General features: G+C 43.8%; 25 protein-coding genes. 23 read left to right on the top strand and 2 right to left on the bottom strand.

Annotation, left to right across the window (positions count from 1 at the left end; all coding sequences use genetic code 11):
- Positions 1-7: 7 nt before the first annotated feature.
- The 10 genes from MKY18_RS17885 to cydC all read left to right on the top strand — a co-directional run bounded on the left by MKY18_RS17885 (position 8) and on the right by cydC (position 11,829).
- The gene (locus MKY18_RS17885; RefSeq protein ID WP_268453234.1) at positions 8-994 is read left to right on the top strand and encodes an iron ABC transporter permease; all 987 of its coding nucleotides are present in this window, start codon (positions 8-10) and stop codon (positions 992-994) included.
- Positions 981-1,751 carry an ABC transporter ATP-binding protein gene (locus MKY18_RS17880; protein ID WP_111911679.1) on the top strand — a complete coding sequence of 257 codons (771 nt, stop codon included), beginning with the start codon at positions 981-983 and terminating at the stop codon, positions 1,749-1,751. The genes MKY18_RS17885 and MKY18_RS17880 overlap by 14 nt, the downstream gene beginning before the upstream one ends.
- Positions 1,752-1,777: 26 nt before the next feature.
- Complete coding sequence (gene srtB, locus MKY18_RS17875) at positions 1,778-2,530, top strand: class B sortase (RefSeq protein WP_185108076.1); 753 nt, start codon at positions 1,778-1,780, stop codon at positions 2,528-2,530.
- A gap of 18 nt (positions 2,531-2,548) precedes the next feature.
- Positions 2,549-3,487, top strand: coding sequence for an ABC transporter substrate-binding protein (locus tag MKY18_RS17870; protein ID WP_185108074.1), 939 nt, complete (start codon positions 2,549-2,551; stop codon positions 3,485-3,487).
- Positions 3,484-4,497, top strand: a complete 1,014-nt coding sequence (locus MKY18_RS17865) for an iron ABC transporter permease (RefSeq protein ID WP_044140293.1) — start codon at positions 3,484-3,486, stop codon at positions 4,495-4,497. The genes MKY18_RS17870 and MKY18_RS17865 overlap by 4 nt, the downstream gene beginning before the upstream one ends.
- Position 4,498: 1 nt before the next feature.
- Entirely contained in the window at positions 4,499-5,620 is a 1,122-nt protein-coding gene (gene isdG / locus MKY18_RS17860; RefSeq protein WP_321160732.1) for a heme oxygenase, read from the top strand.
- Positions 5,621-5,951: 331 nt separating this feature from the next.
- Positions 5,952-7,367, top strand: a complete 1,416-nt coding sequence (locus tag MKY18_RS17855) for a cytochrome ubiquinol oxidase subunit I (protein ID WP_106066957.1) — start codon at positions 5,952-5,954, stop codon at positions 7,365-7,367.
- Positions 7,354-8,370 carry a cytochrome d ubiquinol oxidase subunit II gene (gene cydB, locus MKY18_RS17850; protein ID WP_185108070.1) on the top strand — a complete coding sequence of 339 codons (1,017 nt, stop codon included), beginning with the start codon at positions 7,354-7,356 and terminating at the stop codon, positions 8,368-8,370. Before MKY18_RS17855 ends, cydB begins: the two co-directional genes overlap by 14 nt.
- A complete protein-coding gene (gene cydD / locus MKY18_RS17845) occupies positions 8,370-10,106 on the top strand; it encodes a thiol reductant ABC exporter subunit CydD (RefSeq protein WP_185108068.1) in 1,737 nt (578 codons plus the stop codon). The genes cydB and cydD overlap by 1 nt, the downstream gene beginning before the upstream one ends.
- On the top strand, positions 10,096-11,829 hold the full coding sequence (gene cydC / locus MKY18_RS17840) for a thiol reductant ABC exporter subunit CydC (RefSeq protein ID WP_126740978.1): 1,734 nt from the start codon (positions 10,096-10,098) through the stop codon (positions 11,827-11,829). Before cydD ends, cydC begins: the two co-directional genes overlap by 11 nt.
- Positions 11,830-11,886: 57 nt before the next feature.
- On the opposite strand, the gene MKY18_RS17835 is transcribed toward cydC, so the two are convergent.
- Positions 11,887-12,924, bottom strand: a complete 1,038-nt coding sequence (locus MKY18_RS17835; RefSeq protein ID WP_044140379.1) for a pectate lyase — start codon at positions 12,922-12,924, stop codon at positions 11,887-11,889.
- Positions 12,925-13,398: 474 nt separating this feature from the next.
- Here MKY18_RS17835 and sigY point away from each other — a divergent pair, with 474 nt between their 5' ends.
- The 13 genes from sigY (at position 13,399) to MKY18_RS17770 (ending at position 24,693) form a co-directional block, all read left to right on the top strand.
- Positions 13,399-13,932: an RNA polymerase sigma factor SigY gene (gene sigY / locus MKY18_RS17830; RefSeq protein WP_106066959.1), complete on the top strand. Its 534-nt coding sequence runs from the start codon at positions 13,399-13,401 to the stop codon at positions 13,930-13,932.
- Positions 13,929-14,240 carry a YxlC family protein gene (locus MKY18_RS17825; RefSeq protein WP_065099263.1) on the top strand — a complete coding sequence of 104 codons (312 nt, stop codon included), beginning with the start codon at positions 13,929-13,931 and terminating at the stop codon, positions 14,238-14,240. The genes sigY and MKY18_RS17825 overlap by 4 nt, the downstream gene beginning before the upstream one ends.
- Positions 14,237-14,449: a transcriptional regulator gene (locus tag MKY18_RS17820; protein ID WP_185108066.1), complete on the top strand. Its 213-nt coding sequence runs from the start codon at positions 14,237-14,239 to the stop codon at positions 14,447-14,449. The genes MKY18_RS17825 and MKY18_RS17820 overlap by 4 nt, the downstream gene beginning before the upstream one ends.
- Before the next feature lie 307 nt (positions 14,450-14,756).
- Positions 14,757-16,127, top strand: coding sequence for an NADP-specific glutamate dehydrogenase (gdhA, locus tag MKY18_RS17815; protein ID WP_044140284.1), 1,371 nt, complete (start codon positions 14,757-14,759; stop codon positions 16,125-16,127).
- Positions 16,128-16,210: 83 nt separating this feature from the next.
- Positions 16,211-16,324 carry a hypothetical protein gene (locus MKY18_RS17810; protein WP_003214702.1) on the top strand — a complete coding sequence of 38 codons (114 nt, stop codon included), beginning with the start codon at positions 16,211-16,213 and terminating at the stop codon, positions 16,322-16,324.
- 126 nt (positions 16,325-16,450) lie between these two features.
- A complete protein-coding gene (locus MKY18_RS17805) occupies positions 16,451-17,833 on the top strand; it encodes a copper amine oxidase (protein WP_185108064.1) in 1,383 nt (460 codons plus the stop codon).
- 77 nt (positions 17,834-17,910) lie between these two features.
- Positions 17,911-18,525, top strand: coding sequence for a class F sortase (locus tag MKY18_RS17800; protein WP_185108062.1), 615 nt, complete (start codon positions 17,911-17,913; stop codon positions 18,523-18,525).
- Between the two features lie 237 nt (positions 18,526-18,762).
- Positions 18,763-20,706, top strand: coding sequence for a PRD domain-containing protein (locus MKY18_RS17795; RefSeq protein WP_342497618.1), 1,944 nt, complete (start codon positions 18,763-18,765; stop codon positions 20,704-20,706).
- 122 nt (positions 20,707-20,828) lie between these two features.
- Positions 20,829-21,134: a PTS sugar transporter subunit IIB gene (locus MKY18_RS17790; protein ID WP_003214824.1), complete on the top strand. Its 306-nt coding sequence runs from the start codon at positions 20,829-20,831 to the stop codon at positions 21,132-21,134.
- A 14-nt stretch (positions 21,135-21,148) separates the two neighbouring features.
- A complete protein-coding gene (gene celB / locus MKY18_RS17785) occupies positions 21,149-22,498 on the top strand; it encodes a PTS cellobiose transporter subunit IIC (RefSeq protein ID WP_113767876.1) in 1,350 nt (449 codons plus the stop codon).
- Positions 22,499-22,524: 26 nt separating this feature from the next.
- Positions 22,525-22,851, top strand: coding sequence for a PTS lactose/cellobiose transporter subunit IIA (locus MKY18_RS17780; RefSeq protein ID WP_003215078.1), 327 nt, complete (start codon positions 22,525-22,527; stop codon positions 22,849-22,851).
- Entirely contained in the window at positions 22,848-24,176 is a 1,329-nt protein-coding gene (locus MKY18_RS17775) for a 6-phospho-beta-glucosidase (protein ID WP_265208707.1), read from the top strand. Before MKY18_RS17780 ends, MKY18_RS17775 begins: the two co-directional genes overlap by 4 nt.
- A 118-nt stretch (positions 24,177-24,294) precedes the next feature.
- Entirely contained in the window at positions 24,295-24,693 is a 399-nt protein-coding gene (locus MKY18_RS17770) for a hypothetical protein (protein ID WP_113767874.1), read from the top strand.
- A 317-nt stretch (positions 24,694-25,010) separates the two neighbouring features.
- On the opposite strand, the gene MKY18_RS17765 is transcribed toward MKY18_RS17770, so the two are convergent.
- Positions 25,011-26,102: a branched-chain amino acid aminotransferase gene (locus MKY18_RS17765; protein WP_003215056.1), complete on the bottom strand. Its 1,092-nt coding sequence runs from the start codon at positions 26,100-26,102 to the stop codon at positions 25,011-25,013.
- Positions 26,103-26,298 lie beyond the last annotated feature (196 nt).

Here is a 26,298-nt window from a genome sequence, read left to right as displayed (position 1 = left end):
GTATAAGATGAAAAAAACAGGGATTTTATTTCTGACAGTCAGTGTCTTACTAGTGTGCGTGTTTATTTATTCCGCCATTACTGGGAGCATTCATGTCACCCCGATTGAATTATTGGAAGGGCTCATCACCGGTCAACATGCACAGGTAGAAATCATTAAAGATCTCAGAATTCCTCGCATGCTCATTGCAATGTTTACAGGGGCAGCCTTATCTGTCTCCGGTGTACTGCTGCAGTCGGTCATGAGGAATCCATTAGCTGATGCCGGCGTCATTGGGATTTCATCAGGAGCCAGCTTCTTTTCTTTAATGGCAATAACAGCACTTCCTCAATTTTATTTCTACTCTCCTTTATTTTCGGTGTTAGGTGGAGCCATTGCGTGTTTCCTCGTGTATGTTCTGTCTTGGAAGGGTGGATTAAGCCCCATCCGTATGATTTTGGTTGGGATCGCCATCAATGCCATGTTTACTGGAATGGCAGAAGCGTTCGTGACCATTTGCAGCTATTTCAATATCACGATCAATCAGTCAGGACAGTCGAATCTTACGATGAAAACGTGGGGAGATGTCCGTTTAATCGGAGTCTATGGCGTCGTCGGCCTTGTCGTAGCCCTTTTCTTCAGCAGATGGTGTAACCTCTTGGCTCTTCAGGACAAGACAGCGAAAAATTTAGGATTGCGTGTGACCAGAATGCGCCTTTTGATTTCCATCACAGCTGTATTGCTTGCGGCGGTGACAGCAGCGGTAGCAGGCGTGATCGCCTTTGTCGGTTTGCTTATCCCACACATTTCAAGAAGACTTGTCGGCTCGGATCACCGGGTACTCATTCCATTTTCTGCGTTAAGCGGGGCTTTGCTGATTCTGACGGCTGATACGCTCGGCAGGACGCTTGTCGCGCCAAATGAAATTCCTGCTTCTACGATCATGGCCGTGATTGGCGGGCCATTTCTGATCTTTTTACTAAGAAGGGGGGACCGTCTCGATGGACATTCGTGAGGTGTCATTCTCATATGACCAGCAGAAGGACATCGTTCAATCGGTCACAACACACATTGAAAAGGGAAAAATCACAACCATTATCGGTCCGAATGGCTCAGGGAAATCCACACTGCTTTCATTGATGGCGCATAACCATGCTCCAAACAAAGGGCAAATTCACTTAGACGGCCAAGCACTGAATGCGTTTAAGCCAAAGGAGCTGGCAAAAAAGCTGGCTGTCGTCCATCAGCAAAATGAAGCGCCGCTTGATTTAACGATCGAGAGGGTCGTGGCATTCGGCAGAACGCCGTACCAGACGATGCGCGGAGGAGACAAGGAAGAGGATGAGAGAGCGATAGAGTGGGCGCTTTCCAGTACAAAGCTAACGGAAAAACGAAAGGTGCCGCTCGCCTCACTGTCAGGCGGTGAGCGGCAGCGAGTATGGATTGCGATGGCACTTGCGCAAAAAACGCCGATCCTTTTCTTAGATGAACCGACAACCTATTTGGATATCTATTATCAATTTGACATTCTTGAGCTGATTCGAGAGCTTAATGTTGTGCATGGGTTAACGATTGTCATGGTGCTGCACGACATGAACCAGGCTGTCCGATACAGCGATGTCATCATTGCGATGAAGGATGGACAGATCATTAGTGAAGGACAGCCAAACGATGTGTTAACTGAAGAGATGGTGCGGCACATTTATCATGTGTCCGTCACGATTAGACAGGATGCAGAAACAGGGATGTACATCGTGCCTGTTGGTATATAAGCTGTGCAAAAAGCAGGTGAGACAGTGTGAAAAGAGGAAAACGGGTCTGGCAGCGGATGCTGACGATCGTCTGTTTAGGTGTATTCATTTATAGCGGGTCGGCCATTGGCTTAGAGCTGTTCGGCTATTATCAAAATCGTCAGGTGCTTGCAAAGGCTCAGACGATGTATGGTCATGAGAAAAGAATGAATGAAAAAAAGGAGCCGGGAACCATTCGTACGTCATTTGATGAACTGCGGAAGGTAAACGACGACATTGTCGGCTGGATCAATATGAAGGACACGATGATCCAGTACCCAATCGTCCAATCTAGCGATAATGCGTTCTACTTAACCCGTAATTACTTGAAAAATGACACCCGGGCAGGCAGTATTTTTATGGATTATCGCAATGATGTCTTGCATGAAAGTCCGAATACTGTGGTGTACGGTCATCGGATGAGAGATGGGTCCATGTTCGCTGGACTCACAAACTATTTAAAAAAGGATTTCTTCGATGAGCATCGGACATTTCAGTACGATACGCTGTATCAAAGCTATGAAGCGGAGATTTTTGCCGTGTATGAAACAACGGTGGACTTCGATTATATTCAAACCGATTTTCAAGATCTTGGCGAATATGCGCACTACTTGCAAGCTGTGCGAAAAAAATCAATCTACCAAACGAAGACAGACGTGTCCACTGATGACCTCATTCTCACTCTATCGACCTGTGATCATGTGCTTGCACCGAAAAACGGGCGTCTCGTGGTACAGGCAAAGCTAAAGAAAGTTTACTAGAAAAGGAGAGACAGGCGGTTGAAATTTTCACATGTGATCTTCGTGGGACTTGTCTTGATGCTTCTCCTCGGCGGATGCAGTCAGGCAGCACCTGTAGAGAAAGGGAGCGAACAAGGTGCGCTGAAGATAAAGGACTTTGCGGGCAGAACGCTGTCGTTTGAAGACTCCCCTCAGCGTATTGTCTCATTATCGACTGGAGACATGAGCATCCTATATGCCTTAGGCGGTGAGGTGGTCGGTCGTCCGGCCGCCGAATTACCAGAGAGCTTACAACAGGCTACATCAGTCCAAACAATTGGTACCACACATCAATTTGATGTAGAGCTCATCACAAGCTTAAAGCCCGATGTCGTACTTGGGAATGAACAATTAAACAGCAAGGACATCTCTATAATAGAAGGAATTGGTTCACAGCTTCTTTTGACAAGTGCCAATTCAGTGAAGGACATCCAGCGCCAAATTACGTTATTCGGAGATTTGCTAGGGAAGCAGCAAAAGGCAAAAGCGCTTAACAAGCAAATCGATCAGCGGAAAAAGCAGGTCAAACAGCCTCAGAAAAAAGTGAAGACACTCGTTGTATACGGGGCACCTGGCACATATATGGCGGCACTTCCTCAATCCTTAAGCGGAGATTTACTGCACATCGCTGGAGGGACGAACATTGCCGAGAATGAACCGGCACTCGAGAAATTCCCTCAATACGCTCAAATCAATGCAGAAAAGGTCATTGAAGCTGATCCTGATCTTATCCTGCTTATGACCCACAGCAATCCTGAAGATGTGAAAGCGGGCTTTATGAGTGAAATGAAACAGAATGCCGCATGGCACGATGTGTCAGCCGTCAAACATGGACACGTCGAGATTCTGCCTAGTGATCTATTTGGGACGAATCCAGGCGCAGACGTGATGAGAGCGATTGATGAGCTAGAGAAAAGATTGAAGCGATTGTCATCATGAAAATGAATGCAGAATTAGATTTTCAAAAAAGACAGTCGAGGCGAAGATGGCTGATACCCGGGCTATTCATCTCGTTAGTTGTAGGCGCATGCCTAGGGCTTGCATTAGGTTCTGTTCAATTATCACTGCAAGACTTACTCTCTGCTTTGACGGGATCAGGTCAGCCTGTTCATGAAAAAATTGTGATGGATTTACGCCTGCCGCGCGTTCTCATCGGTTTCATCGTTGGGGCCTGTCTCGCAGCATCAGGGGCGATTTTACAAGGAGTCGTCCGAAATCCACTCGCTGACCCTGGCATCATCGGTGTGACGGCTGGCGGCGGATTGGCTGCTGTGCTCAGCATGATTGTGTTTCCACAATTCACATATTTGCTGCCAGCCGCTGCTTTCCTTGGCGCTTTATTAGCGGCACTTGTGGTGTATATGCTCTCATTTGATCAAGGGGTTTCACCGCTGAAGCTGATTTTGGCGGGAGTGGCAGTCAATGCCCTGCTTGGGGCGGTGATGAATGGGTTTATGGTGCTTTATAGTGAGCGTGTGCAGGCTGTCCTGCCCTTTTTATCAGGAGGATTAAATGGACGGAGCTGGCATCATCTAACCTTCGTGTCGCCCTATGCGCTCGCTGGGTTGTGCCTTTGTTTTTTTGCCATCAAGCCGGCAAATCTTCTTTTGCTTGGCGATGAATCGGCTCAGCTGCTCGGTCTCAGAGTAGAGCGCACCCGGTTTTTCTTAATTGCACTGGCGGCACTTTTAGCTGGTGCAGCAGTAAGTGTGAGCGGCTTAATTGGATTTGTCGGACTGGTCGTTCCTCATTTTATCCGTCTTTTAATTGGCGATGACTACCGGTACCTGCTGCCGATCTCGATGCTGGGCGGAGGCGTGCTTGTGGTTTTTGCAGATACAGCGGCACGGGTATGGTTTACACCGGTTGAACTGCCTGTCGGTATCCTGCTTGCCTGCATCGGTGCACCTTTCTTCCTCTATTTATTAAAAAAGAAAGGGAGGGGTTAAGTTGGATGTGATCGCTATGGATGACGTGAGTCTCAGTCAAGGAGGCTTTCAGCTGTCATCTATATCAGCAGCTGTTCCTAAAGGAAGCGTGACAGGAATTATTGGACCGAATGGATCAGGGAAGTCGACTTTTATTAAAGCAGCCGCACGTCTTACGTCAATCGAAAGCGGCACGATATACATTCACGATATACCGCAAAAAGAGATGACCGCTCAGGAGATCGCAAAGGAAATCGCCGTTCTCATGCAGTCGAGAACAGCCATTCCATCTATGACCGTACGGGAGCTGGTCGCACTTGGACGCAGTCCGCATCGTTCGATCTGGAAAAAAAGCTCGAAGACAGATCAAGAAGCGATTGAGTGGGCGCTTAATGTAACCAATAGCCGTATCAATGAAAATAGAATGCTGCATACATTGTCTGGCGGAGAAAGGCAAAAAGCGTATATTGCGATGGCGCTCGCTCAGAAGACGGAGACGATTATTCTGGATGAGCCGACAACTTACTTAGATATTGCGCATCAGCTTGATTTACTAGAGCTGCTCAAACAGCTGAATAAGACGCATGGAATCACCATTTTAATGGTTCTTCACGACCTGCAGCAGGCAGCAAAATATTGTGACCGCCTTATTGCGATGAAGCGTGGTCAGATTTATCAAATAGGGACACCAAAAGAAGTATTAACAGAAAGCTTTTTCAAAGAGGTCTTTGGGATTCAGGCTGAAGTTCACTTAGACGGTGAGCATCCGCTTATTATTCCAATCGCTTCGATCCAACAACAAAAGGGAGATGAACAAAACATGATCATTGTCAACAACCAGGTAAGAGTAGAAAAAGGCAGTGCCGACCACCTCGTCAAGCGTTTTAACAAGCAGGGACAAGTAGAATTCATGGAAGGATTTTTAGGCATGGAAGTATGGGTCACACAGCAGACAACCGATTACGATGAGGTGACCATTCATACACGCTGGAATCGAAAAGAAGACTTTGTGAATTGGACAAAATCTCAGGCATTTGGTGATGCGCACGCTCATGGGAAAGCGAAACCTGAAGGCCTATTAAAAAACAAAATTACGTACTATGAAGTGCAAGTCACTAGACCAGCTTTACAGAAAAAAGCCTAAAAAGAAACACAGCGCTGCAGCTCACGTGCAGCGCTATTTTTTTTGCGTTTTTTTACTTTCTGTCACATATCTTTGACAAAGTATTCAAATAACTGACACAATACCATCCAATTTTTAGGTAAAATTTACTTTATTTTTGAAGCGTATGGGTGTAAAGTACAGGTATAAATAACTAACCGAATGAAAAGCAAGAGTAAAATTTCACCGAGCAAATCATTTCAAACAGGCTATCATTTGTGAATCATTGAACAAATATTGAACATTTTGTGAAATGGTGAGCATAGATGTTTCGAATCATTCGGCATGTGAAAGTAAGGGAGGATGTAAGGCTGTGAGTGAGCTGTTTTTAGCAAGATTTCAATTTGCTTCAACGACATTATTTCATTTTATTTTTGTTCCTATGTCAATAGGTTTAGTGTTTATCGTTGCATTGATGCAGACCCTTTATGTCGTCAAGAAAAAAGAGATTTATAAAAAGATGGCGAAGTTTTGGGGTCATCTATTCTTACTCAATTTTGCAGTAGGTGTGGTGACAGGGATTCTCCAGGAATTCCAGTTTGGGATGAACTGGTCAGATTATTCAAGGTTTGTCGGTGATGTCTTTGGTGCACCGCTTGCCATCGAGGCACTATTGGCCTTTTTCCTTGAATCTACATTTATTGGCCTTTGGATTTTCGGCTGGGATCGTTTGCCTAAGAAAATTCATTTATTGTGTATTTGGATTGTTTCCATTGGTACGATTTTCTCAGCATTTTGGATTTTAGTAGCCAACTCATTCATGCAGGAGCCAGTCGGATTTGTGATAAAAAATGGCCGTGCAGAAATGAATGATTTTGGGGCTCTTATCACGAATCCGCAGCTCTGGGTAGAGTTCCCACACGTTCTGTTTGGTGCACTTGCAACAGGTGCTTTCTTTATTGCAGGTGTTAGTGCCTATAAAATGATCAAAAAACAAGAAGTAGCTTTCTTTAAAAAATCTTTCCAAATTACTATGATACTTGCTTTAATTGCTGGCTTAGGTGTGGCGTTCTCTGGACATGACCAAGCAAAGCATTTAATGAAAGCACAGCCGATGAAGATGGCAGCAAGTGAAGCCCTTTGGAAGGATAGTGGAGATCCAGCGGCTTGGACACTATTTGCCAATATTGATACAGATAAAAAAGAAAACTCTGCGGAGATCAATATTCCGTTTGCTTTAAGTTACTTGGCTTATTCGAAGTTTAGTGGAGATGTGCCAGGCATGCTGACTCTTCAAAAAGAATATGAAGCAAAGTTTGGTCCTGGAGACTACATTCCGCCAGTAAAAACAACCTTCTGGAGCTTTAGAATCATGGTTGGTGCCGGCATGCTGATGATTTTTGCCAGTATGATTGGCTTGTACTTGAGCTTTAGAAAGAAACTCGAAACGAACAAATGGTTTTTACGCTTCATGGTAGGGATGATTGCATTCCCGTTTATTGCGAACTCAGCTGGTTGGATCATGACTGAAATTGGGCGTCAGCCGTGGACGGTCTTTGGGATGATGACGACGGCTCAATCGATTTCGCCAAACGTATCGTACGGCATGCTGTTATTCTCAGTCATTAGCTTTACGACGATGTATCTGATTCTTGCCATCTTGCTTGCCTACCTATTCATTCGAGAAATTAAAAAAGGTGCACATTCGGAAGAGGATAAAGATCAAAAGGATGAAACGGACCTGTCTACAGATCCATTTGATGGAGGCGCATATCATGGCATATCTTAACGAGATTTGGTTTATTCTTGTCGCAGTATTGTTTGTTGGATTTTTCTTCTTAGAAGGATTTGATTTTGGTGTTGGGATGTCCATGCAGTTGCTTGGAAAGGATGCGCACGAACGCCGCATATTAATTAACACGATTGGTCCTTTCTGGGATGCGAATGAGGTCTGGCTGATTACAGCTGGGGGCGCTATTTTCGCTGCTTTCCCTCACTGGTATGCCACGATGTTCAGTGGATACTATATACCGTTTGCGGTTCTCCTTTTAGCGCTCATCGGGCGCGGGGTCGCCTTTGAATTCCGAGGGAAGGTTGAGAAAGCCTCTTGGATCAAAGCATGGGATTGGGTCATCTTCTTTGGCAGTCTGCTGCCGCCGTTTCTACTCGGTGTGCTATTCACAAGTATTTTACGCGGGATGCCAATTGATCAAGACATGAACATGTACGCTGGTTTTACGGATTTTGTGAACCTTTATTCAGTGATTGGCGGGTTAGCTGTAACGGTTCTTTGCCTTTTGCACGGATTGATTTTCGTCACACTTCGTACAGAGGGTGATTTAAGAGATCGTGCGAGAAAGCTTGGCAAGCGTGTCCTGCTGATTGTGCTGCCAGTTCTTGTCCTATTTGTTGGTGTATCTATCATGGAAACTGACATTTATACGGTACGCCCAATCATCACCATTCCGTTAACTGTCCTCATTGTGGTTTGTTACGTAGCAGCTCTATTCTTTATGAAAAAAGAACGTGATGGCTGGACATTCCTATTCACAGGTGCGGGTATCATGGTGACAGTGACGATGCTGTTCACTGCATTGTTCCCGCGCGTCATGATTAGCTCAATCAACCATTCGTTTGATCTGACCATTCAAAACGCTGCATCTGGATCTTATTCACTGACGGTCATGACGATTGTTGCCATTTCTTTGCTGCCCTTTGTGCTTGGGTATCAAATTTGGAGCTATTACGTCTTCCGTAAACGTGTAAGCGGTAAGGAGCCAATGACCTACTAATGGATAAACGTTTGCTTCAATTAAAAGGAATGAGAGGGCTTCTTGCCCTCTTAGGTATTGTGTCACTCATCCAAGGAGCAAGTATTATTTTCCAAGCACAGTGGCTGGCACATGCCATTACTACGCTGTTTGACGGGAAAAGCCTTTCGCAGGCAACGCCTTATGTCCTGCTGTTTCTTGCTGCGTTTCTGGTGCGGCACGGTCTTACCTTGATTCGGGAGAAGGTCATGTTTACCTACTCTTCCCGAATTGGAGCAGACGTCAGAAAACAGCTATTAGACCAACTCTTTCGTTTAGGTCCAGCTTTCACAAAGAAAAAGGGTACAGGAAAGCTTGTCACTTTAGCGATGGAGGGAATTGCTCAATATCGTCAGTATTTACAGCTATTTTTACCAAAAATGGTGAACATGGCTGTGATACCGGCAATGGTCCTCATCTATGTTTGGACATTAGACGAGACATCTGCCGTCATTTTAATCGTGACGCTGCCGATTTTAATGATCTTTATGATTTTGCTAGGTCTTGTCGCTCAGCGTAAAGCGGCCAAACAATGGAGATCGTATGAGAAATTATCCAATCATTTTACTGATTCTCTCCGCGGCCTTGAAACGCTTCGTTACTTAGGCATTAGCAAAAAACATTCCCGCAATATCGGGGAAGTGTCAAAGCGATATCGAAAGGCGACCATGAGCACGCTGAAGGTCGCATTTCTTTCATCATTTGCGCTTGATTTCTTTTCCATGTTGTCGATTGCAACCGTCGCTGTCTTTCTTGGCTTGCGATTAATTGAAGGAGAGCTTCTGTTATTGCCGGCTTTGACGGCGCTCATGCTAGCACCGGAATATTTCCTGCCAGTACGTGAAGTGGGAAATGATTATCATGCCACGCTAAATGGAAAAGAAGCGAATGAAGCGATGCAGGTCATTTTAGAAGAAAAGGGCTTTCGCACGCAGGAGACACAATCAGTGCAGTTGAACGAGTGGAATGAACAGTCTGCGCTCACCCTGCAAAATGTAAGTGTCCAGCATGACGAACATGCCCCTTATTCGATTCAGGATGTAGATCTCACTGTCAAAGGGAAGAAGAAAATCGGAATCATTGGTGCCAGTGGTTCAGGGAAATCGACGTTAACCGATGTGCTCGGCGGCTTTGTTGAACCGACCTCAGGTCAAATCACGCTAAACGGCCAGCCGCTTGTTCATTTACAGATGAAGGAATGGCAAAAGGAAGTCGTCTATATGCCGCAGCACCCTTATTTATTTCACATGACATTAAGAGAAAACATTCGTTTTTATGAACCACATGCAACAGATGAAGATGTGGAAAGAGCTGTCTGTGAAGCTGGCTTATCTCAGCTCGTGGCGCAGCTGCCAAATGGTATTGATGAGGTCATTGGAGAACAGGGAAGAGGGCTAAGCGGCGGACAGGCACAAAGAATTGCGCTTGCGCGAACGGTGCTGGGCAAGCGGTCCATTATGCTGTTAGATGAACCAACGGCGCATCTCGATATTGAGACAGAGTATGAATTGAAGAAAACAATGCTTCCACTGTTCGAAGATAAACTTGTGTTCTTAGCGACACATAGGCTTCATTGGATGCCAGACATGGATGAGATCATTGTCATGGATCAAGGAACGATTGCGGAAATGGGTACACATGAATCATTAATGCGAAGAAAAGGCGTGTATTATCAATTGGTACAGGAGCAAATGGGGGCGGTCACACATGGTAAGTAAAGGCTGGTTTATACCTTATATCAAGGAGAATCAAAAGCTGTTTGCGCTGGTTTTATTTCTAGGGGCAATTGCAGTATTCTCTGCTTCTATGCTGATGTATACGTCAGGATTTCTCATTTCAAAAGCTGCCACAAGACCTGAGAATATACTGATGGTCTACGTCCCAATTGTAGCTGTCCGTACCTTTGGTATTTCACGCTCAGCTGCCCGCTATGCAGAAAGATTGGCGAGCCACCAGCTCATTTTGACCATGATTGAAAAAATGCGTGTCCGCCTATATGACATGGCTGAACGAAGTGCGAAACAGACAAAGCTGGGTACAGGTGAAATGCTGGGGCTCTTGTCAGATGATGTTGAGAGACTGCAGGATGCCTATTTAAAAACCATCTTTCCATCTATCGGTGCGCTGCTTTTATATGCCGCATCCATTGGGGCACTTGGTCTATTCTCGTGGCCTTTTGCTGGCTTGATGCTGCTTTATATGGCACTTCTCGTATTTGTTTTTCCATACGTCACCGTGCTAGTGAACCGGGCGAGACAAATTCAAATGAAAAAAGGCAGAAATGAACTGTACAGCCATTTAACAGATGCCGTCATGGGCGTGAGTGACTGGTTGTTTAGCGGCAGGCAGAAAGATTTTGTTGATGAATATGAACAGAAAGAAGCGCAGCTGTTAGCGCTTGAAGCAGCTAAGCACCGGTTTATCCGTCTGCGCCAGTTTTTTGCACAGCTTATCATTGGAGGAGCTGTCGTGCTTGTCGTGTATTGGAGCGGTTCAGTTGTTCAGTCAGGATCGATGTCACACACCCTGATTGCAGCCTTCGTGCTTGTGCTTTTTCCGTTAACAGAAGCCTTTCTTCCACTCTCAGATGCAGCAGGTGATATTCCAGTCTATCAGCATGCTGTCAGCAGATTACATCATTATGAAAAACTTTCGTATGAAGGAGAATCTGAGCGCAAGACAGTTGACCAGCCGGTTGTTTCTCAAGGTGAAGCTGTTTCTTTTGATCAAGTGTCCTTTGGGTATGATTCGCATCAACACGTGCTAAAGCATCTGTCATTTTCATTGAAGCAAGGAGAATCGCTTGCTCTCTTAGGAAAAAGTGGTGCAGGAAAATCGACTATTTTGAAATTGTTAGAAGGAGCTGTCGTGCCAAATCAAGGAGCTGTCAGTATCCAGGGGAAACCGGTCGAAAGCATTCGAGAGAACGTATCCACCTATGTGTCAGTGCTCAATCAACAGCCGTATTTATTCGATACCACTGTTTTAAACAATATTCGCTTAGGCTCTCCAGATGCGACAGAAGAGCAAGTAAAAGAAGCAGCGAGACAAGTGCAGCTGCACGATACCATCGAATCTTTGCCAGAGGGTTATCACACCGGTGTTCAGGAGACAGGTATTCGTTTCTCAGGTGGAGAAAGACAACGGATGGCGTTAGCACGGATTTTGCTGCAAAACACTCCGGTTGTTGTATTAGATGAGCCCACCGTCGGACTTGATCCACGCACAGAGCGTGAGCTGCTTGAAACCATTTTCCGTGTGTTAAAAGGAAAAACGGTCATTTGGATTACCCATCATCTCACTGGCTGTGAGGCATGTGACCGCATTATGTTTATTGAAGATGGACAAATTGAGATGCAGGGGGAGCATCAGGATTTACTGAAAGAAAACCCACGCTATCAAAAATTGTATGAGATGGATCGTCCGTTTTCTACAATATAAATAGATGAAATGACAAGAACGTTCGGACAGAGATTTCTGCCCGAACGTTTTGTGGTTTTAAGGGTTTACTTTTCCAACACCAGCATTTGATACCACTTCTGATTTGACATTGTTCACGTTAAGCAAAGAGTAGTTATAGGGAGGGTTGTACGTACCTGTAGAAGACGTTGGCAGACTGCCTGAGCTGTTAATATATGAGTTGTTGATGACATGCCATGTACCGACTTGACGGCTATCCCAGCTGCCGATCGCATTTTTTGTATTTTCAAATACGTTGTGCTCAATTCTCATTTTTGCACCCATACGAGAGTTGATCGCTGTCGTATGGATACCTTTATAGTAGTTGTTATACACATGACCTTCCCCATAGCGCATAGATGGTACACGGGAATTCAGGTTTTCAAAACGGTTGTTGTGGAATGTTATTTTTCTGTTGTAATTGTCGTTATCAGAGTTGCCCATGAGCATCGTTTTCCAGCTGTCATGAACATAGTTCCATGAGAAGGTAATATAGTCGGAGTCATTTTTCACATCAAATAATCCATCATAATCATCTTTACCAGAGTTTAATGTATTGTACAGTTCATTATGGTCGACCCATACGTTTTTAGAAGCGCCTTCGATTCCGATGGCATCCTTGTCACCGATTTTGCTGTGATGGATTTTCAGGTTGCGGATGATGATGTTATTGGAACGCCATACTTTAATGCCGATTCCATTAAATTCACCTTTCGTGCCTTTGCCGACGATCGAGACATTGTTTGTATCTTTCACATCGATTTTATTGGCAGATGTATTAGAAGGAGTAATCGTCCCGTCGACAACAATTTTTAATTTTTCGTTTGTTCCTTTACTTTTGAGGGCAGCCAATAGTTCATTTCCAGTTTTGACTGTGACGGTTTTACCGCCTTCACCGCCTGTTGTACCACCATTTAATGTGGAGAATCCTTGTTGATTAAAATTGGCCATAATAGAAGGGCTTTCCGGATACTTTGCTGCCGCTTTTGCCTCCCCATTAGGTGCAAATAATGAAGTCACGAGACCAACCGCTAACACACCAGCTAACATTGGAACTTTTTTCTTCAAAGTCAACATCTCCATTCAATTTTGTTTTAATGTAAACGTTTCCAAAAATAAGCTGCAATTCAACTGCTCCTCCTTTCTTCGCCAGTATTGCCTTTTTCGGAATGTAGGAAGAGCATAGCACGCAAAAAGGTATCATCGGCTAAGAATTGGCGTTGTGTATTCCATGATTTTCTAGAAAACTAAGGCCATGATTATTTTATTTTCGTCTAAATGAGACAAGGATCATTGACGATAGGTATTGGGATAACCTAGTGATTATGGGGGAGAGCATCTCCGCTTGATAGAAAATCAGAACACATCATTTTATTAGAGACGAAAGAATGTCATAATCATTACATAAGAAAAAACTGGGTATTTAACGCTTCAAATACTGGATCAACAGGGAGAAAAGCAGACAAGCTAAAAAAATAAAACTTATTTTGAACGATATCGTTATACGTGTCGTCTCATGAATAAGAGAAGAAAGAGGAAGGAGGGGTGTGTTTGGAGCAGACAGAAGAGACATTATTGATTCAGCGGGCAAAACAGGGGGATGATGCTGCATTTACAGCCCTATATCGTCATCATTATTCCTTTCTTTACCGTTATATAATGAAGCTCACCCTTCAACAAGAGCTTGCAGAAGAAATCATGCAAGAAACGATGCTGAAAGCGCACATGAAACTCTCTTCATTTAGAGGAGATTCCTTATTTTCAACATGGCTCATATCCATTGCATCTAGACAATTTTTGGATCACCAGAAGAAAAGAAAACGTGAACAATTGAGGGAAGAAAAGGCGAATCAAGAGACGATACGCCGTTTTAAATGGGAGATTCAGCAAAAGGGACATACATGGCATGAGATGTGGGATGCTCTTAACGAATTGAAGGCTCAGGAGAGAGCGCCGATTATTTTGCACTATTATTATGGCTTTACTTATCCAGAGATTGCTTCAATGCTTGGGATGAGAGAAGGTACTGTGAAGTCGAGGGTTCATCATGGATTAAAGAAAATTCGAAAGGAGTGGTCTCAATGAAGGAAGATCAGTTCACCGAACGTTTAAAGGAAGAGTTACAGCAGCTAGATGAACAAATTGAAGTGAAAGAGCCAAGTGAACAGGCTGTCATGATGATGCTGAAGCAGGCGAAGGAACGAGAGAAAAGGCGTTTTAAACGAGAAGTACTGGCATACGTTCTCATCAGTCTGACCATTCTGGCACTATTTGTCGCTGCCATCACCCATTTGCCTATCATCTTCATTCTACTTCAAGTAGTGAGTGTGCCGCTCTGCGTCGTTGTCGGCATCAAGGAATATCAACATATTAAAGGAGGGTCTTCCTTATGAGTCAGTCGGAGATGATCATCTTATTGTGCGCATTGCCGTTACTATTTGCGCAGGGCCTTCTTTTATTTATGGATGCAAAGAAAAGAGGGCGTTATAAGTGGTTTTGGGGCATTGTCGGTTTAATTAACTTCCCATCGTCTTCTATTTTATATTGGTTTTGTGTCGTGTACCCTGATCGAAAAAAAGAGGAGAAGATCCGAAAAGATTGAGCAGACGGCCTATAAAACTTTAGGCCTTTTTTTCTTGTTGAAGATCAACTAGAAATCATTCATGGTTCATCTAATTGTCAAAGAGTGCGGGATATATAACGTCTAAATCATGATTTCTAGCTCAATAGTCATTCTGTAAGAGATACTTTCTAAAAACGATTGCGGCGGCTGCTTGATTCATCTCAAATCGGCATCATTTTCATCTGTTATCAGTATTGATCCGTTTTTACAAATGGTGTTAAATTAATCTCAATATGCGTTAGAAAATCTAACAGGATAAAAGATATACAAAGGAGGCAGATGAGACATGTTGACCTTAGATCGAGCAGCGCAAACAGCACAAAGCTACATCGACCGTGTGTTAGAAGAGGTGGAAAAACGAAATCCTGGTGAGGAGGAATTTCAGCAAGCCGTAAGAGAAATTCTAGAATCACTCGTTCCCGTTTTTGCAAAGCATCCAGAGTATGAAAAACAAGGCATTTTAGAACGACTCATCGAGCCTGAGCGGCTTGTGGTATTTCGCGTACCATGGGTAGACGATGAGGGGAAAGTACAAGTCAATCGGGGATTCAGGGTTCAATTCAATAGTGCCATCGGACCTTATAAAGGAGGCATTCGTTTCCACCCATCTGTCAATGCAAGCATTATTAAGTTTTTAGGATTTGAACAAATCTTTAAAAACGCACTGACTGGTATGCCAATCGGTGGAGGAAAAGGTGGATCAGATTTTGATCCTAAAGGGAAATCGGATGGAGAAATCATGCGTTTCGTTCAAAGCTTTATGAGTGAGCTCAGTCGATATATTGGACCTGATCAAGATGTGCCAGCAGGTGATATTGGCGTAGGGGCACGCGAAATTGGCTATATGTTCGGGCAGTACAAGAAAATGCGTGGTGCTTATGAAGCAGGTGTACTCACAGGGAAAAGCCCTGGATTTGGAGGCAGCTTAGCGAGAAAAGAAGCGACAGGCTATGGATTGGTGTACTTTATGGAAGAAATGTTAAAAGCACATGGACTTCAATTTGAAGGACGTTCAGTTGTCGTGTCCGGCTCAGGGAATGTGTCTATTTATGCGATGGAGAAGGTCATAGAGCTAGGTGGTAAGGTCGTTGCGTGCAGTGATTCAAGCGGAGCGATTTATGATCCACAAGGCATTTCATTAGAAACAGTGAAACAGCTGAAGGAAGGAAGCAATCAACGGATTGGGGCATACATAGACATTCACCCGCATGCTGAATTGATTGAAGATTGCGAACAAATTTGGTCTGTTCCTTGTGACATTGCACTTCCATGTGCAACGCAAAATGAAATATCTGAGATGCAGGCACAGCAGCTCGTGGAAAATGGTGTCATTGCGGTAGGAGAAGGAGCGAATATGCCTTCTACTCTAAAGGCAGTCAAAGTTTTTGAACAGAATGATATTCTATTCGCGCCGGCAAAAGCGGCGAATGCAGGCGGGGTAGGTGTCTCAGCGCTGGAAATGGCGCAAAATAGTGCAAGAATGTCTTGGACATTTGAGGAAGTAGATGATCAGCTGAAACAAATGATGCAGACGATTTATCGTCAGTGTACAGAGACAGCTGATGAATATGGACACTCTGGAAACTTAATAGTAGGAGCAAATATTGCAGGATTTCGCAAAGTGGCAGATGCGATGATCGCACAAGGCGTGATTTAACTCCTGCTCTCCCGCACCTGTTTATTTCATGCCAAGATGGGGAATCTTCCTTGTAAGAATGACAATAAGGAGGCGCGGGAGAAATGAAAAAATGGCTGAAACAAATTTTTAAATGGGCACCTGTGATTTATCCAGTGGTGAGAAAAATATATAAAGAGCGGAAAGCATCTAAACGTCGTAACGTATCAGCCGGATAATCCGGCTTTTTTTTATGCAAGCATGACCGATTGTGCGCTAAACAAAAAAAGATGATAGATTTGAATGATCCATTTCATGCTTCTTTCCGTTAAGTACATAACAAACGGAAAGAGGAGGAAAAACAGATGAACATGAAAAAAGTGATTTTAACCATTCCGCTTAGCGCAGCATTACTATTTCCGGCAGCTCATAGCGCAAGTGCACACGAAGGACATATGCATGGAGAGGCAAAGAAGACATCTTCGTCACAAGAGGTGTCAAACAAAGCAACCGATCTTCGCGCAGCACTAGACCAGCTATTTTCGGAGCATGCCTACTTAGCAGTCATCACAATGCAAAAGGGAATTGACGGGAGCAAAGATTTTAAACAAGCAGCGGCAGCGCTAAATGACAACACAAATGACTTATCGGAAGCCATCGCTTCTGTGTACGGAAAAAAAGCAGGGAAACAATTCAAAGACATTTGGTCAAGCCATATTGGCTACTTTGTTGATTATGTACAAGCAACCGCAAAGAAAGATGAGGCAGGTAAAAAGAAAGCAGTCAAGCAGCTTGACCAATATCGTATGAAACAAGCCGACATGCTCGATCAAGCAACAGGCGGCAGATTGAAAGCAAGTGAGCTTGAAGAAGGCTTGAAGATGCATGTGAATGAACTGCTAAAAGCGTTTGACAGCTACACAGAAAAGGATTTTGATACGACCTATGAAACCGTTAGAAAATCCATTCATCATATGTTTGAAGTCGGTAAAGGCGTATCGTGGGCGATCACAGATCAATTTCCTGGGAAATTTAATCATAAATCTGTCGATACACCAGCCGCAGATCTTCGTGAAGATTTAAACTACTTGTTCTCAGAGCATTTGGCACTTGCGGTCGTTGCCATGCAAAAAGGAAATGATGGCAGCAAGGACTTTGATCAAGCAGCCGCAGCTTTGAACGAGAATACAAATGATTTATCTGATGCGATTGCATCTGTTTATGGTAAGGATGCAGGAAAACAATTCAAAGACATTTGGTCAAGCCATATTGGTTACTTAGTTGATTATGTCAAAGCAGATGCATCAGGAGACAAAAAAGCGAAAGAAAAAGCTGTGAAAAACTTGGATGCATATCGGATGAAGCAAGCGAAATTCCTAGAGCAAGCGACAGATGGCCGTTTAAAGGCGGCGGATTTAGAAGCTGGTTTAAAAATGCATATTGATGAGCTGATCAAAACATATACGTCTTACCATAATGGTGAATATGATCAGCTTTATCCAACAGTGAGAGAGGCGTACGGTCATATGTTCATGGTCGGTCAAGATGTCGCAGCAGCGATTGTTGATCAGCATCCTGAACTGTTCAAATCTAACATGCCTAACGAAATGCCGAAAACAGGTATGGGAGGCACAGCCGGTCCTTTAGGTATGTCATATGAAGCATTTGCGGGATTAATCGCAAGCTTGATCCTAGCTGGCGGTGCAATGGGTGCGTTCTTCCTAATTCGTCGTAAGACATCAAATTAAGCTCATATCAAAACAAAAGGGGGGAACGGAACGTGCACAATCGTGCCGTTCCTTTCTTTCAAAGGAGGCAGACTGACTTGAAAAGGTGGCTGTTGGGTCTTCTGATGCTTCTTGTCATCACGGGCTGTGCATCAAAATCGATGGATGATTCGTCATCCGCTAAAACAACCTCATCTCCTGAAAAAATGACAACAAACCAAGCCACAAAACAGTCTCATTCAAAAGCCATGTTAAAAGACGAACCGTCCGGTATTATCCCGGCTGAAATTGCGATTCCGGCGATTGATGTCAAAGCAAAAATAGAGAAAACCACTTTATCAAAGGATGGCAGTATGGGCGTTCCAAAAAATACGGACAACACAGCTTGGTTTAAAGATGGTCCAAAGCCAGGAGATAAAGGAAATGCCGTCATGAATGGCCATGTTGATAATAAATGGGGACCTTCTGTTTTTTATCGATTAAAGGAGCTGAAAAAGGGAAACAAGGTAATCGTGACATCCTCATCAGGAAAAAAGCGAACCTTTGAAGTGATCAAAGTACAAAGCTATCCGCGTGAAGAAAAGCCACATGCGTTTTTCGGGTATGCTTTTACACGAAATCTCAATTTAATCACATGTACAGGGACGTTTGATCATGTAGCTGGGACTCATGAAAAAAGATTGGTTGTCTTTACCCAGCTAATCTCTTCATAAAAAAGGCGATGACACGAAGGTGTATCGCCTTTTTTTCATGGTTTCCAAACGCTCCTACAAAAAAATGCATAGGTCATTGGATATGGTTTGTTGTATAAATAGGGGCGTTTGTCATATAAATGAGATGGCCATTTTTATTTCTTTTCAGTAGAATATGAGTAATGAAGAGAACTGCAAGCGTATACACCTTGTCCAGACAAGGCAGATTCTCCACCCTTACATAAGGAGGCTGATCTGATGCTGAGTAAAAGACTGGCGCAAATCTTAAGTCAGCTCATGGCAGCGGAGACCCCGCTCACAAGCGCTGCGCTTTCTGTCAGTTTACAAGTAACAAGCCGCACCGTTCGTACAGACATCAAGGAATTGAACGACCGTCTTACTCCTTATCAAGCGGCTGTAACAGCTGTTCGAGGAGCTGGTTATGAGCTGTTGATCAACGATGAGAATGCCTTTCGCCGTTTTATGAAAGAGGAGGTCGAACAGGAAGAGCCGCTGGCTGTTCTGCCAGAGGAGCGCGTTCGGTTTATTTTAAAAAAACTGCTTCTCGCAGAGTCTTATGTGAAACTGGAAGACTTACAGGAGCAGCTGTTTATTAGTAAATCGACGATGAGTAACGATATGAAATGGGTCAAACGCAAGCTTGGGCCCTTTGATCTGAAGCTGGAAGCGAAGCCGAATAAAGGCTGCCGGATCAAAGGATCGGAGATAAAAATTCGTTATTGTATGTCAGAATATTTATTCAGTGAACGCCGATCCTGCCAAACGATGCTGAACACGGCAGTCACCATTTTGCCAAAACATGAACTGGAATTGATTCAGAAAACAATCATTGATTATATCAATGAAGAACGAATGAATCTATCAGACATTTGCATGAATAATTTAATCGTTCATGTCGCGATTGCCTGCAAACGAATTAGACACGGAAACTATGTATCTGTTTTGCCAGAGGAAATCAATGAGATTCCACGGGCAAAGGAATACGAGATGGCTAAAAAAATGGTGGAATGCCTTGAAGGACTGCTGGACGTCTCTTTTCCACAAGAAGAGATCGTCTATATCGCCATTCATTTATTAGGAACAGCCAAAATGGTGCAGTCCTTTTCATCGAGCGCTCAAAAACAAATTGTGGATGATGACACGAGCCGTCTTGTCCAGCTGATGCTCCAAGCCGTTGATCAAAAGCTGCAGCTTGATTTAGCCGGTGATGCGGAATTAATGATTGGACTGAGTCTGCACTTAAAGCCAGCCATGACCCGGTGTAAATATGGGATGAACTTAAGAAATCCGATGCTTGATGAAATAAAGGCAGGGTATCCACTTGCCTTTGAAGCAGGAATTATCGCCAGCAGGGTCCTTGAAGAAGAGGAGGGGCTGAGTATTCATGAGAATGAAATCGGATATATGGCGCTTCATTTTGGTGCGGCTTTAGAGCGGAGGAAAATGGAGATTCCGCCGAAGCGATGTCTCATTGTCTGTGCATCTGGTGCAGGGAGTGCAAGGCTGCTTCAGGATCGTTTGCGGTCACAATTTGGGACTAAGCTGACCATTTTAGGAACAGCAGAGCTTTATTCGCTTCCGCATGTCTCTTTACATGCCATGGATTTGATTATTACAACGGTCCCGATTCAGATGGATTTACCGATTCCAGTCATACAAGTGAACACCATTTTGGGAGGCGGTGACTTTTTAAAAATTGAAGAAGCCCTGACGAGTGAAACAAGAGTGACACTGGCCTCTCAATATATGAAAAAGGAATTGGTCTTTACAAAACGCGCCTTTCAAACAAAGGAAGAGGTCATCACTTTTCTCACGAAACAAGTCATCGATATGGGATTAGCACCAGCAGAGCTTACACCTTCTGTGATGGAAAGAGAAGAGGCTGCTCCTACATCCTTCGGGCATTATACAGCCATTCCGCATCCGATGACGCCGCTGACAGAAGAGACATGTTGGGCGATCTGTTCATTAGAAAAACCGATCATATGGGGAGAGAAAAAAGTTCAATTTGTTTGCTTGCTTTGTGTCGAAAAAGAGAATGCCAAAGATTTAAAAGGGATGTATCGTCTGCTGGGCGAGCTTGTGCACAATGTGAAATTGATTCAGCATCTCATCGCCTGTGATACATTTGAAGACATGCTCGATATCATGTATAAAAAGGCCCCTTCGTACAAGAGCTAACAATGTGATCTTAACTTTTTCCGCTTCCTAAAGGAAAAAGTATAGGTGTTTATGAAAGCGGTTTCATAATAAGATGAATGTGTAAAGAAAAGCTACACACTTTCAAAAGGGGGCGTTTACACATGAACATCTTATTGGTATGTGCAGCAGGTATGTCAACAAGCTTACTAGTCACAAAAATGGAGAAAAGCGCACAAGAACAAGGAAAAGACTATCGCATTTGGGCAGTATCTGGAGATTCAGCAAAAAATCATATTGATCAAGCCGATGTGCTTTTATTAGGACCACAGGTTCGATATTTATTACCACAAATGAAAAAGCTCGGAGAAGAAAAAGGGATTCCAGTCGACGTCATCAATACCGTGCATTACGGCGTATGTAATGGGGCTGAGGTTTTAAAATCTGCTGAACAGTTAGTGAACGGATAAAGGGGGCGGAAGGGATGAATGGATTCAACCGATTTCTAGAAGAGAAGGTCATGCCGTTTGCAGGGAAGATTGCCGCTCAAAGACATTTACAAGCATTGCGTGACGGAATTGTTTTAACCATGCCTCTCATTATTGTCGGTTCACTGTTTCTCATTTTAGCCAACCTTCCGATCCCAGGATACAGCGATTTTATGGCAAGTATCTTCGGAGCAGAATGGGCCACGAAACTATCCTATCCTGTTAATGCAACCTTTGACATTATGGCACTTGTTGCAACCTTCGGGATTGCCTACAGGCTTGCTGAAAAGTATGCAGTGGATGCCCTATCATCTGGTGCGATTGCTGTTGCAGCTTTCCTTTTGGCAACACCATATCAAGTTCCTTTCACACCTGAAGGCTCAACAGAAGCCATCTTAGTAGGTGGGGGAATTCCAGTTACATTGATGGGCAGTAAAGGGTTATTCGTTGCCATGATTATTGCCATGCTTTCAACTGAAATTTACCGATTCATTGTCCAGCGGAATATCGTCATTAGGATGCCTGATGGTGTACCGCCAGCAGTGAGTAAATCGTTTATCGCACTTATTCCAGGTTTTGTGGTCATCACGCTGATCTGGGTCGCAAGACTTGTGATTGAGATGACACCATTTGAGAGTATTCATAATATCATCACGGTCTTAATTGGCACACCGCTTTCCATTCTTGGTGGAAGCTTAGGCGGAAGTATTGTCGCCATTGGTGTGCAAATGCTCCTCTGGGCATGTGGTATTCACGGAGCAACCATTGTCGGCGGCGTCATGGGCCCAATTTGGCTCGGTGCAATGGATGAGAACCGTCTCGCATTCCAAGCAGGAGAAGTGCTGCCAAATATCTTCACAGCGCAGTTCTTTGAAATCTTCATCAATGTCGGCGGAAGCGGTGCAACGCTTGCCTTGGTGCTGACGATGATCTTACGTGCCAGAAGTAAACAAATGAAACAGCTTGGTCGACTTGCCATTGGGCCAGCCATCTTTAACATCAACGAACCGATCATCTTTGGAATGCCGATTGTCATGAACCCAATGCTTCTGATTCCGTTTATCCTTACGCCAATCATGATGGTCATTACCACATATATCGGAATGAGCACAGGGCTTGTCGCAAAACCGGCGGGAATTGCGGTCCCATGGACGATGCCGCCTATCATTTCAGGCTATCTAGCCACAGGAGGCAAAATCTCAGGTGCTGTCATGCAGCTGATTAACCTAGCGTTGTCATTCGCTTTATACTACCCATTCTTTAGAATGTGGGATAAGCAGAAATTAAAAGAAGAAAGTGAACTAGAAACAAAAGCAACAACTGATGAAAATGTCGTCAGCATGTAATAGAGGAAACAAGGGGGATGCGGCCGATGGAAATGGAACAAATTGTGTTTCAACTCATCTTACACGGCGGGAATGGCAGAAGCTCTGCGATGGAGGCCATTACATGTGCAAAGCAAGGAAACTTTGATGAGGCGAAGCAAAAATTGCAGGAAGCACAAGACGCGTTAAATGAGGCGCATCACGCACAGACAGAGCTGATCCAAGGAGAAATTAGAGGAGAAAAGACCGATATTAGCCTCTTAATGATTCATGCACAGGATCATCTCATGAACGCAATGACCGTCAAGGAGCTTGCAGCGGAAATCATCGAGCTCCATGAAAAAATGAAGCAACTCGGAGGTGTCAATTCATGAAAGATGGAATCAAAATTGTCACAATAGGCGGAGGATCGAGCTATACGCCTGAGCTTGTCGAAGGATTTATCAAACGATATCATGAATTGCCTGTAAAGGAATTATGGCTCGTGGATATTGAAGCAGGTCAGGAAAAGTTAAACATCGTGGGTGCTCTCGCGAAACGCATGGTTGAAAAAGCCGGTCTGCCGATTGAGGTACACCTGACGCTTGACCGCCGGGAAGCCCTGAAGGACGCAGATTTCGTGACAACACAATTTCGTGTAGGACTGCTGGAAGCACGGGCTAAGGATGAGAGAATCCCACTTAAATATGGCGTCATCGGTCAGGAAACGAACGGACCAGGCGGCTTATTTAAAGGCCTTCGAACCATCCCAGTCATTCTAGACATCGTGAAGGATATGGAAGAGCTTTGTCCGGATGCATGGCTTGTCAACTTTACAAATCCGGCGGGCATGGTCACAGAAGCTGTGCTGCGCTACACAAATCTAAAAAAAGTAGTCGGTCTATGCAATGTCCCAATTGGGATAAAAATGGGGATTGCCAAGGCGCTTGATGTGGATGTTGAACGGATCGAGGTACAGTTTGCCGGCCTCAATCACATGGTCTATGGATTAGACGTGTATTTAGACGGGGTCAGCATTATGGATCAAGTACTCGATGAATTAGGAAATCCGAATAGTCAGTGGTCTATGAAGAACATTGAAGCGAAAAACTGGGAACCTTCTTTTGTAAAAGGCTTAGGAGTGATCCCATGTCCGTATCATCGCTATTACTATAAAACAAAAGATATGCTGGAAGAAGAGCAAAAAGCGGCCCAAGAAAAAGGAACAAGAGCAGAGGTTGTCCAGCAGGTCGAGCACGAATTATTTGAGCTCTATAAAGATCCTGATTTATCGATTAAACCACCGCAGCTCGAAAAAAGAGGCGGGGCGTACTACAGTGATGCGGCATGTAACTTAATCAGCTCCATCTATAATGATAAACATGACATCCAACCAGTCAATACAGTGAACAGAGGGGCGATTGCCAGCATTCCGGCTGAATCAGCGGTTGAAGTGAACTGTATTATTACGAAGGACGGACCAAAACCAATCGCGACGGGTGATCTGCCTGTAGCTGTGAGAGGGCTCGTTCAACAAATCAAATCATTCGAGCGTGTGGCAGCAGAAGCGGCAGTCACAGGAGATTACGAGACGGCTCTTGTAGCGATGACGATCAATCCGCTTGTCCCATCTGACGAAATTGCAAAGCAAATTTTAGATGAAATGCTCGAAGCGCATCGTGAATATTTACCGCAATTCTTCAAATCAGTCAAAGCGTAAAACAAAATGACCCCTTTATGGGGTCGTTTTTTTATCATTGCCCCATATGGAAATTCAAGAAAGAAGTGTATGATATAAAAAACAGCATGTATGGCTTCAAAGAAAGGACGGTTTGAGTATGGTTGCAATTGGTTTAATGCTTTACGGCTTTATCGTTCAACCTCTGTTGAGTTATGGCACAGTGGTCTTGTTTTTGTATGGAATCATCGCTTCATTTATTGGTCTTATTCGTCATAGACAGTATGTGTGGATTTATGTTCTCCGCCTGCTCGTTTGTTTTACCATTCCAGTAACCAACCTGTTGATGTATTTCGCAACGATTGGTGGAGATGAAAGAGACTTTGATTTCCAGCCGATGCCGTTTGTTTATTATCTTGTCTTTATCCTAGAAATCATCATCGTCTTTTTACCAGAGATCTTTTTACTGATCGAAAGAAAGCGGAGCATCAAAGGGAAACAGTGGATATATGCAGGGGCGATTGTGGGTGTATCGATCTTGTTTTGGTGCACAATTTGATGGAAGGCTGACTGGACATCTAAGTCTATTTCGCCTTTTTGTTGCGTAACCTTTTTCGTCTAACCTTTACAAAAGTAATAGAAAGAACAAAGATAGAAATTCCGAGAAACTTAAATAGAAACCGGGTGTGGAACGGTGAATCGTCGAAACCTGTAGCGATGATGATCGATCCGATGCAAAGACCAAAGAACGCTAGTAGATAAGTAAAAAACATACCATCACTCCTTATTATACGTGTGATTACCATTATAAGGTATATCAGAGGGGTAAATAAACAAAAAAAGAACCCTTCATGATTGAAAGGTTCTTTTACATGCTTAAGCTTGTTTGACGACCGAATCGACTTCTACTGTCCAGCCGAAGATATCTGGTTGTGTTCCTTTTTGAATACCCGTAATGGCTTCATACAATTTCTTCGATACTTCACCTGTTTGACCATCTTGAATCACATATGGCTGATCGTGATAAATTAATTCCCCCACAGGAGAGATGACGGCCGCTGTTCCAGTTCCAAAGATTTCTTCAAGCTCACCTGATTGATGTGCTTCAATTAACTCATCAATCGAAATTTTACGCTCTGTCACTGGAATTCCCCAGTGTTTTAATAGCTCAAGTACAGAGTTACGTGTGATGCCTTCTAAAATGCTGCCGTTCAATTCAGGCGTCACGATTTCTCCATTGATTTTAAAGAAAATATTCATACTCCCGACTTCTTCAATGTACTTTTTCTCAACTCCATCAAGCCAAAGAACTTGTGAAAAACCTTTCGTTTCAGCAACTTGCTGTGCCTTGAGGCTTGAGGCGTAGTTTCCAGCTGTTTTGGCATTTCCTGTTCCGCCTTTAACGGCACGGACAAATTCGTTTTCAACGGCAATTTTGACCGGATGGATGCCTTCTTTATAGTAAGACCCCACTGGAGATAGGATAATAAGCAGCTTATATGTGCTTGACGGCGCAACGCCTAAATACGGCTCAGTGGAAATAATGAATGGACGAATATACAAGGAAGTGCCCTCTGCATCAGGTACCCAATCCTTATCAATGCGAATGAGTTCATTTAAGCCCTCTAAAACCGTTTCTGTATCAATTTGAGGGATGCACAGGCGGTCATTGGATCTGTTTAAGCGTTCCATGTTCTTTTCCGGACGGAACAAGAGAATTTTCTGATCCTCAGAAACATAAGCCTTCAAGCCTTCAAAAACAGATTGCCCATAATGGTAGACCATCGAAGCTGGGTCCATTGGAATGGCCTGATAAGGGATAATTCTTGGATCATACCAGCCTTGATCAATGGAATAATCCATCACAAACATGTGATCTGTGAAGATTTTTCCGAATTCAAGTTGATCAGATTGAGGTTTTGGTTTTTTTGTTGAACTAAGTTCAACGCGGATGGGTTGTTTTGGCATCGTAAATCTCCTTGCTGTTTGATTATTTGAAAATTCTAATAATATGAAATAATTATGATTCTATTCTATACCTTCACAAAATATTAGCAATAGGTTTTCTGGAATTCAGACAAGAAAAATCTGTTAAAGCGCTTTCCTTCTCTCTGCCGTCAGTCTGCCTCATGTCACCCCTTTTTAATAAAGAAATAAAATCCAA

The sequence above is a fragment of the Bacillus sp. FSL R7-0672 genome (genome assembly GCF_038601465.1).
Taxonomy (GTDB): Bacteria; Bacillota; Bacilli; order Bacillales; family Bacillaceae; genus Bacillus; species Bacillus pumilus.
Note: the sequence above shows the minus strand (reverse complement) of the source record. Positions and strands in the feature narration are given on the sequence as shown.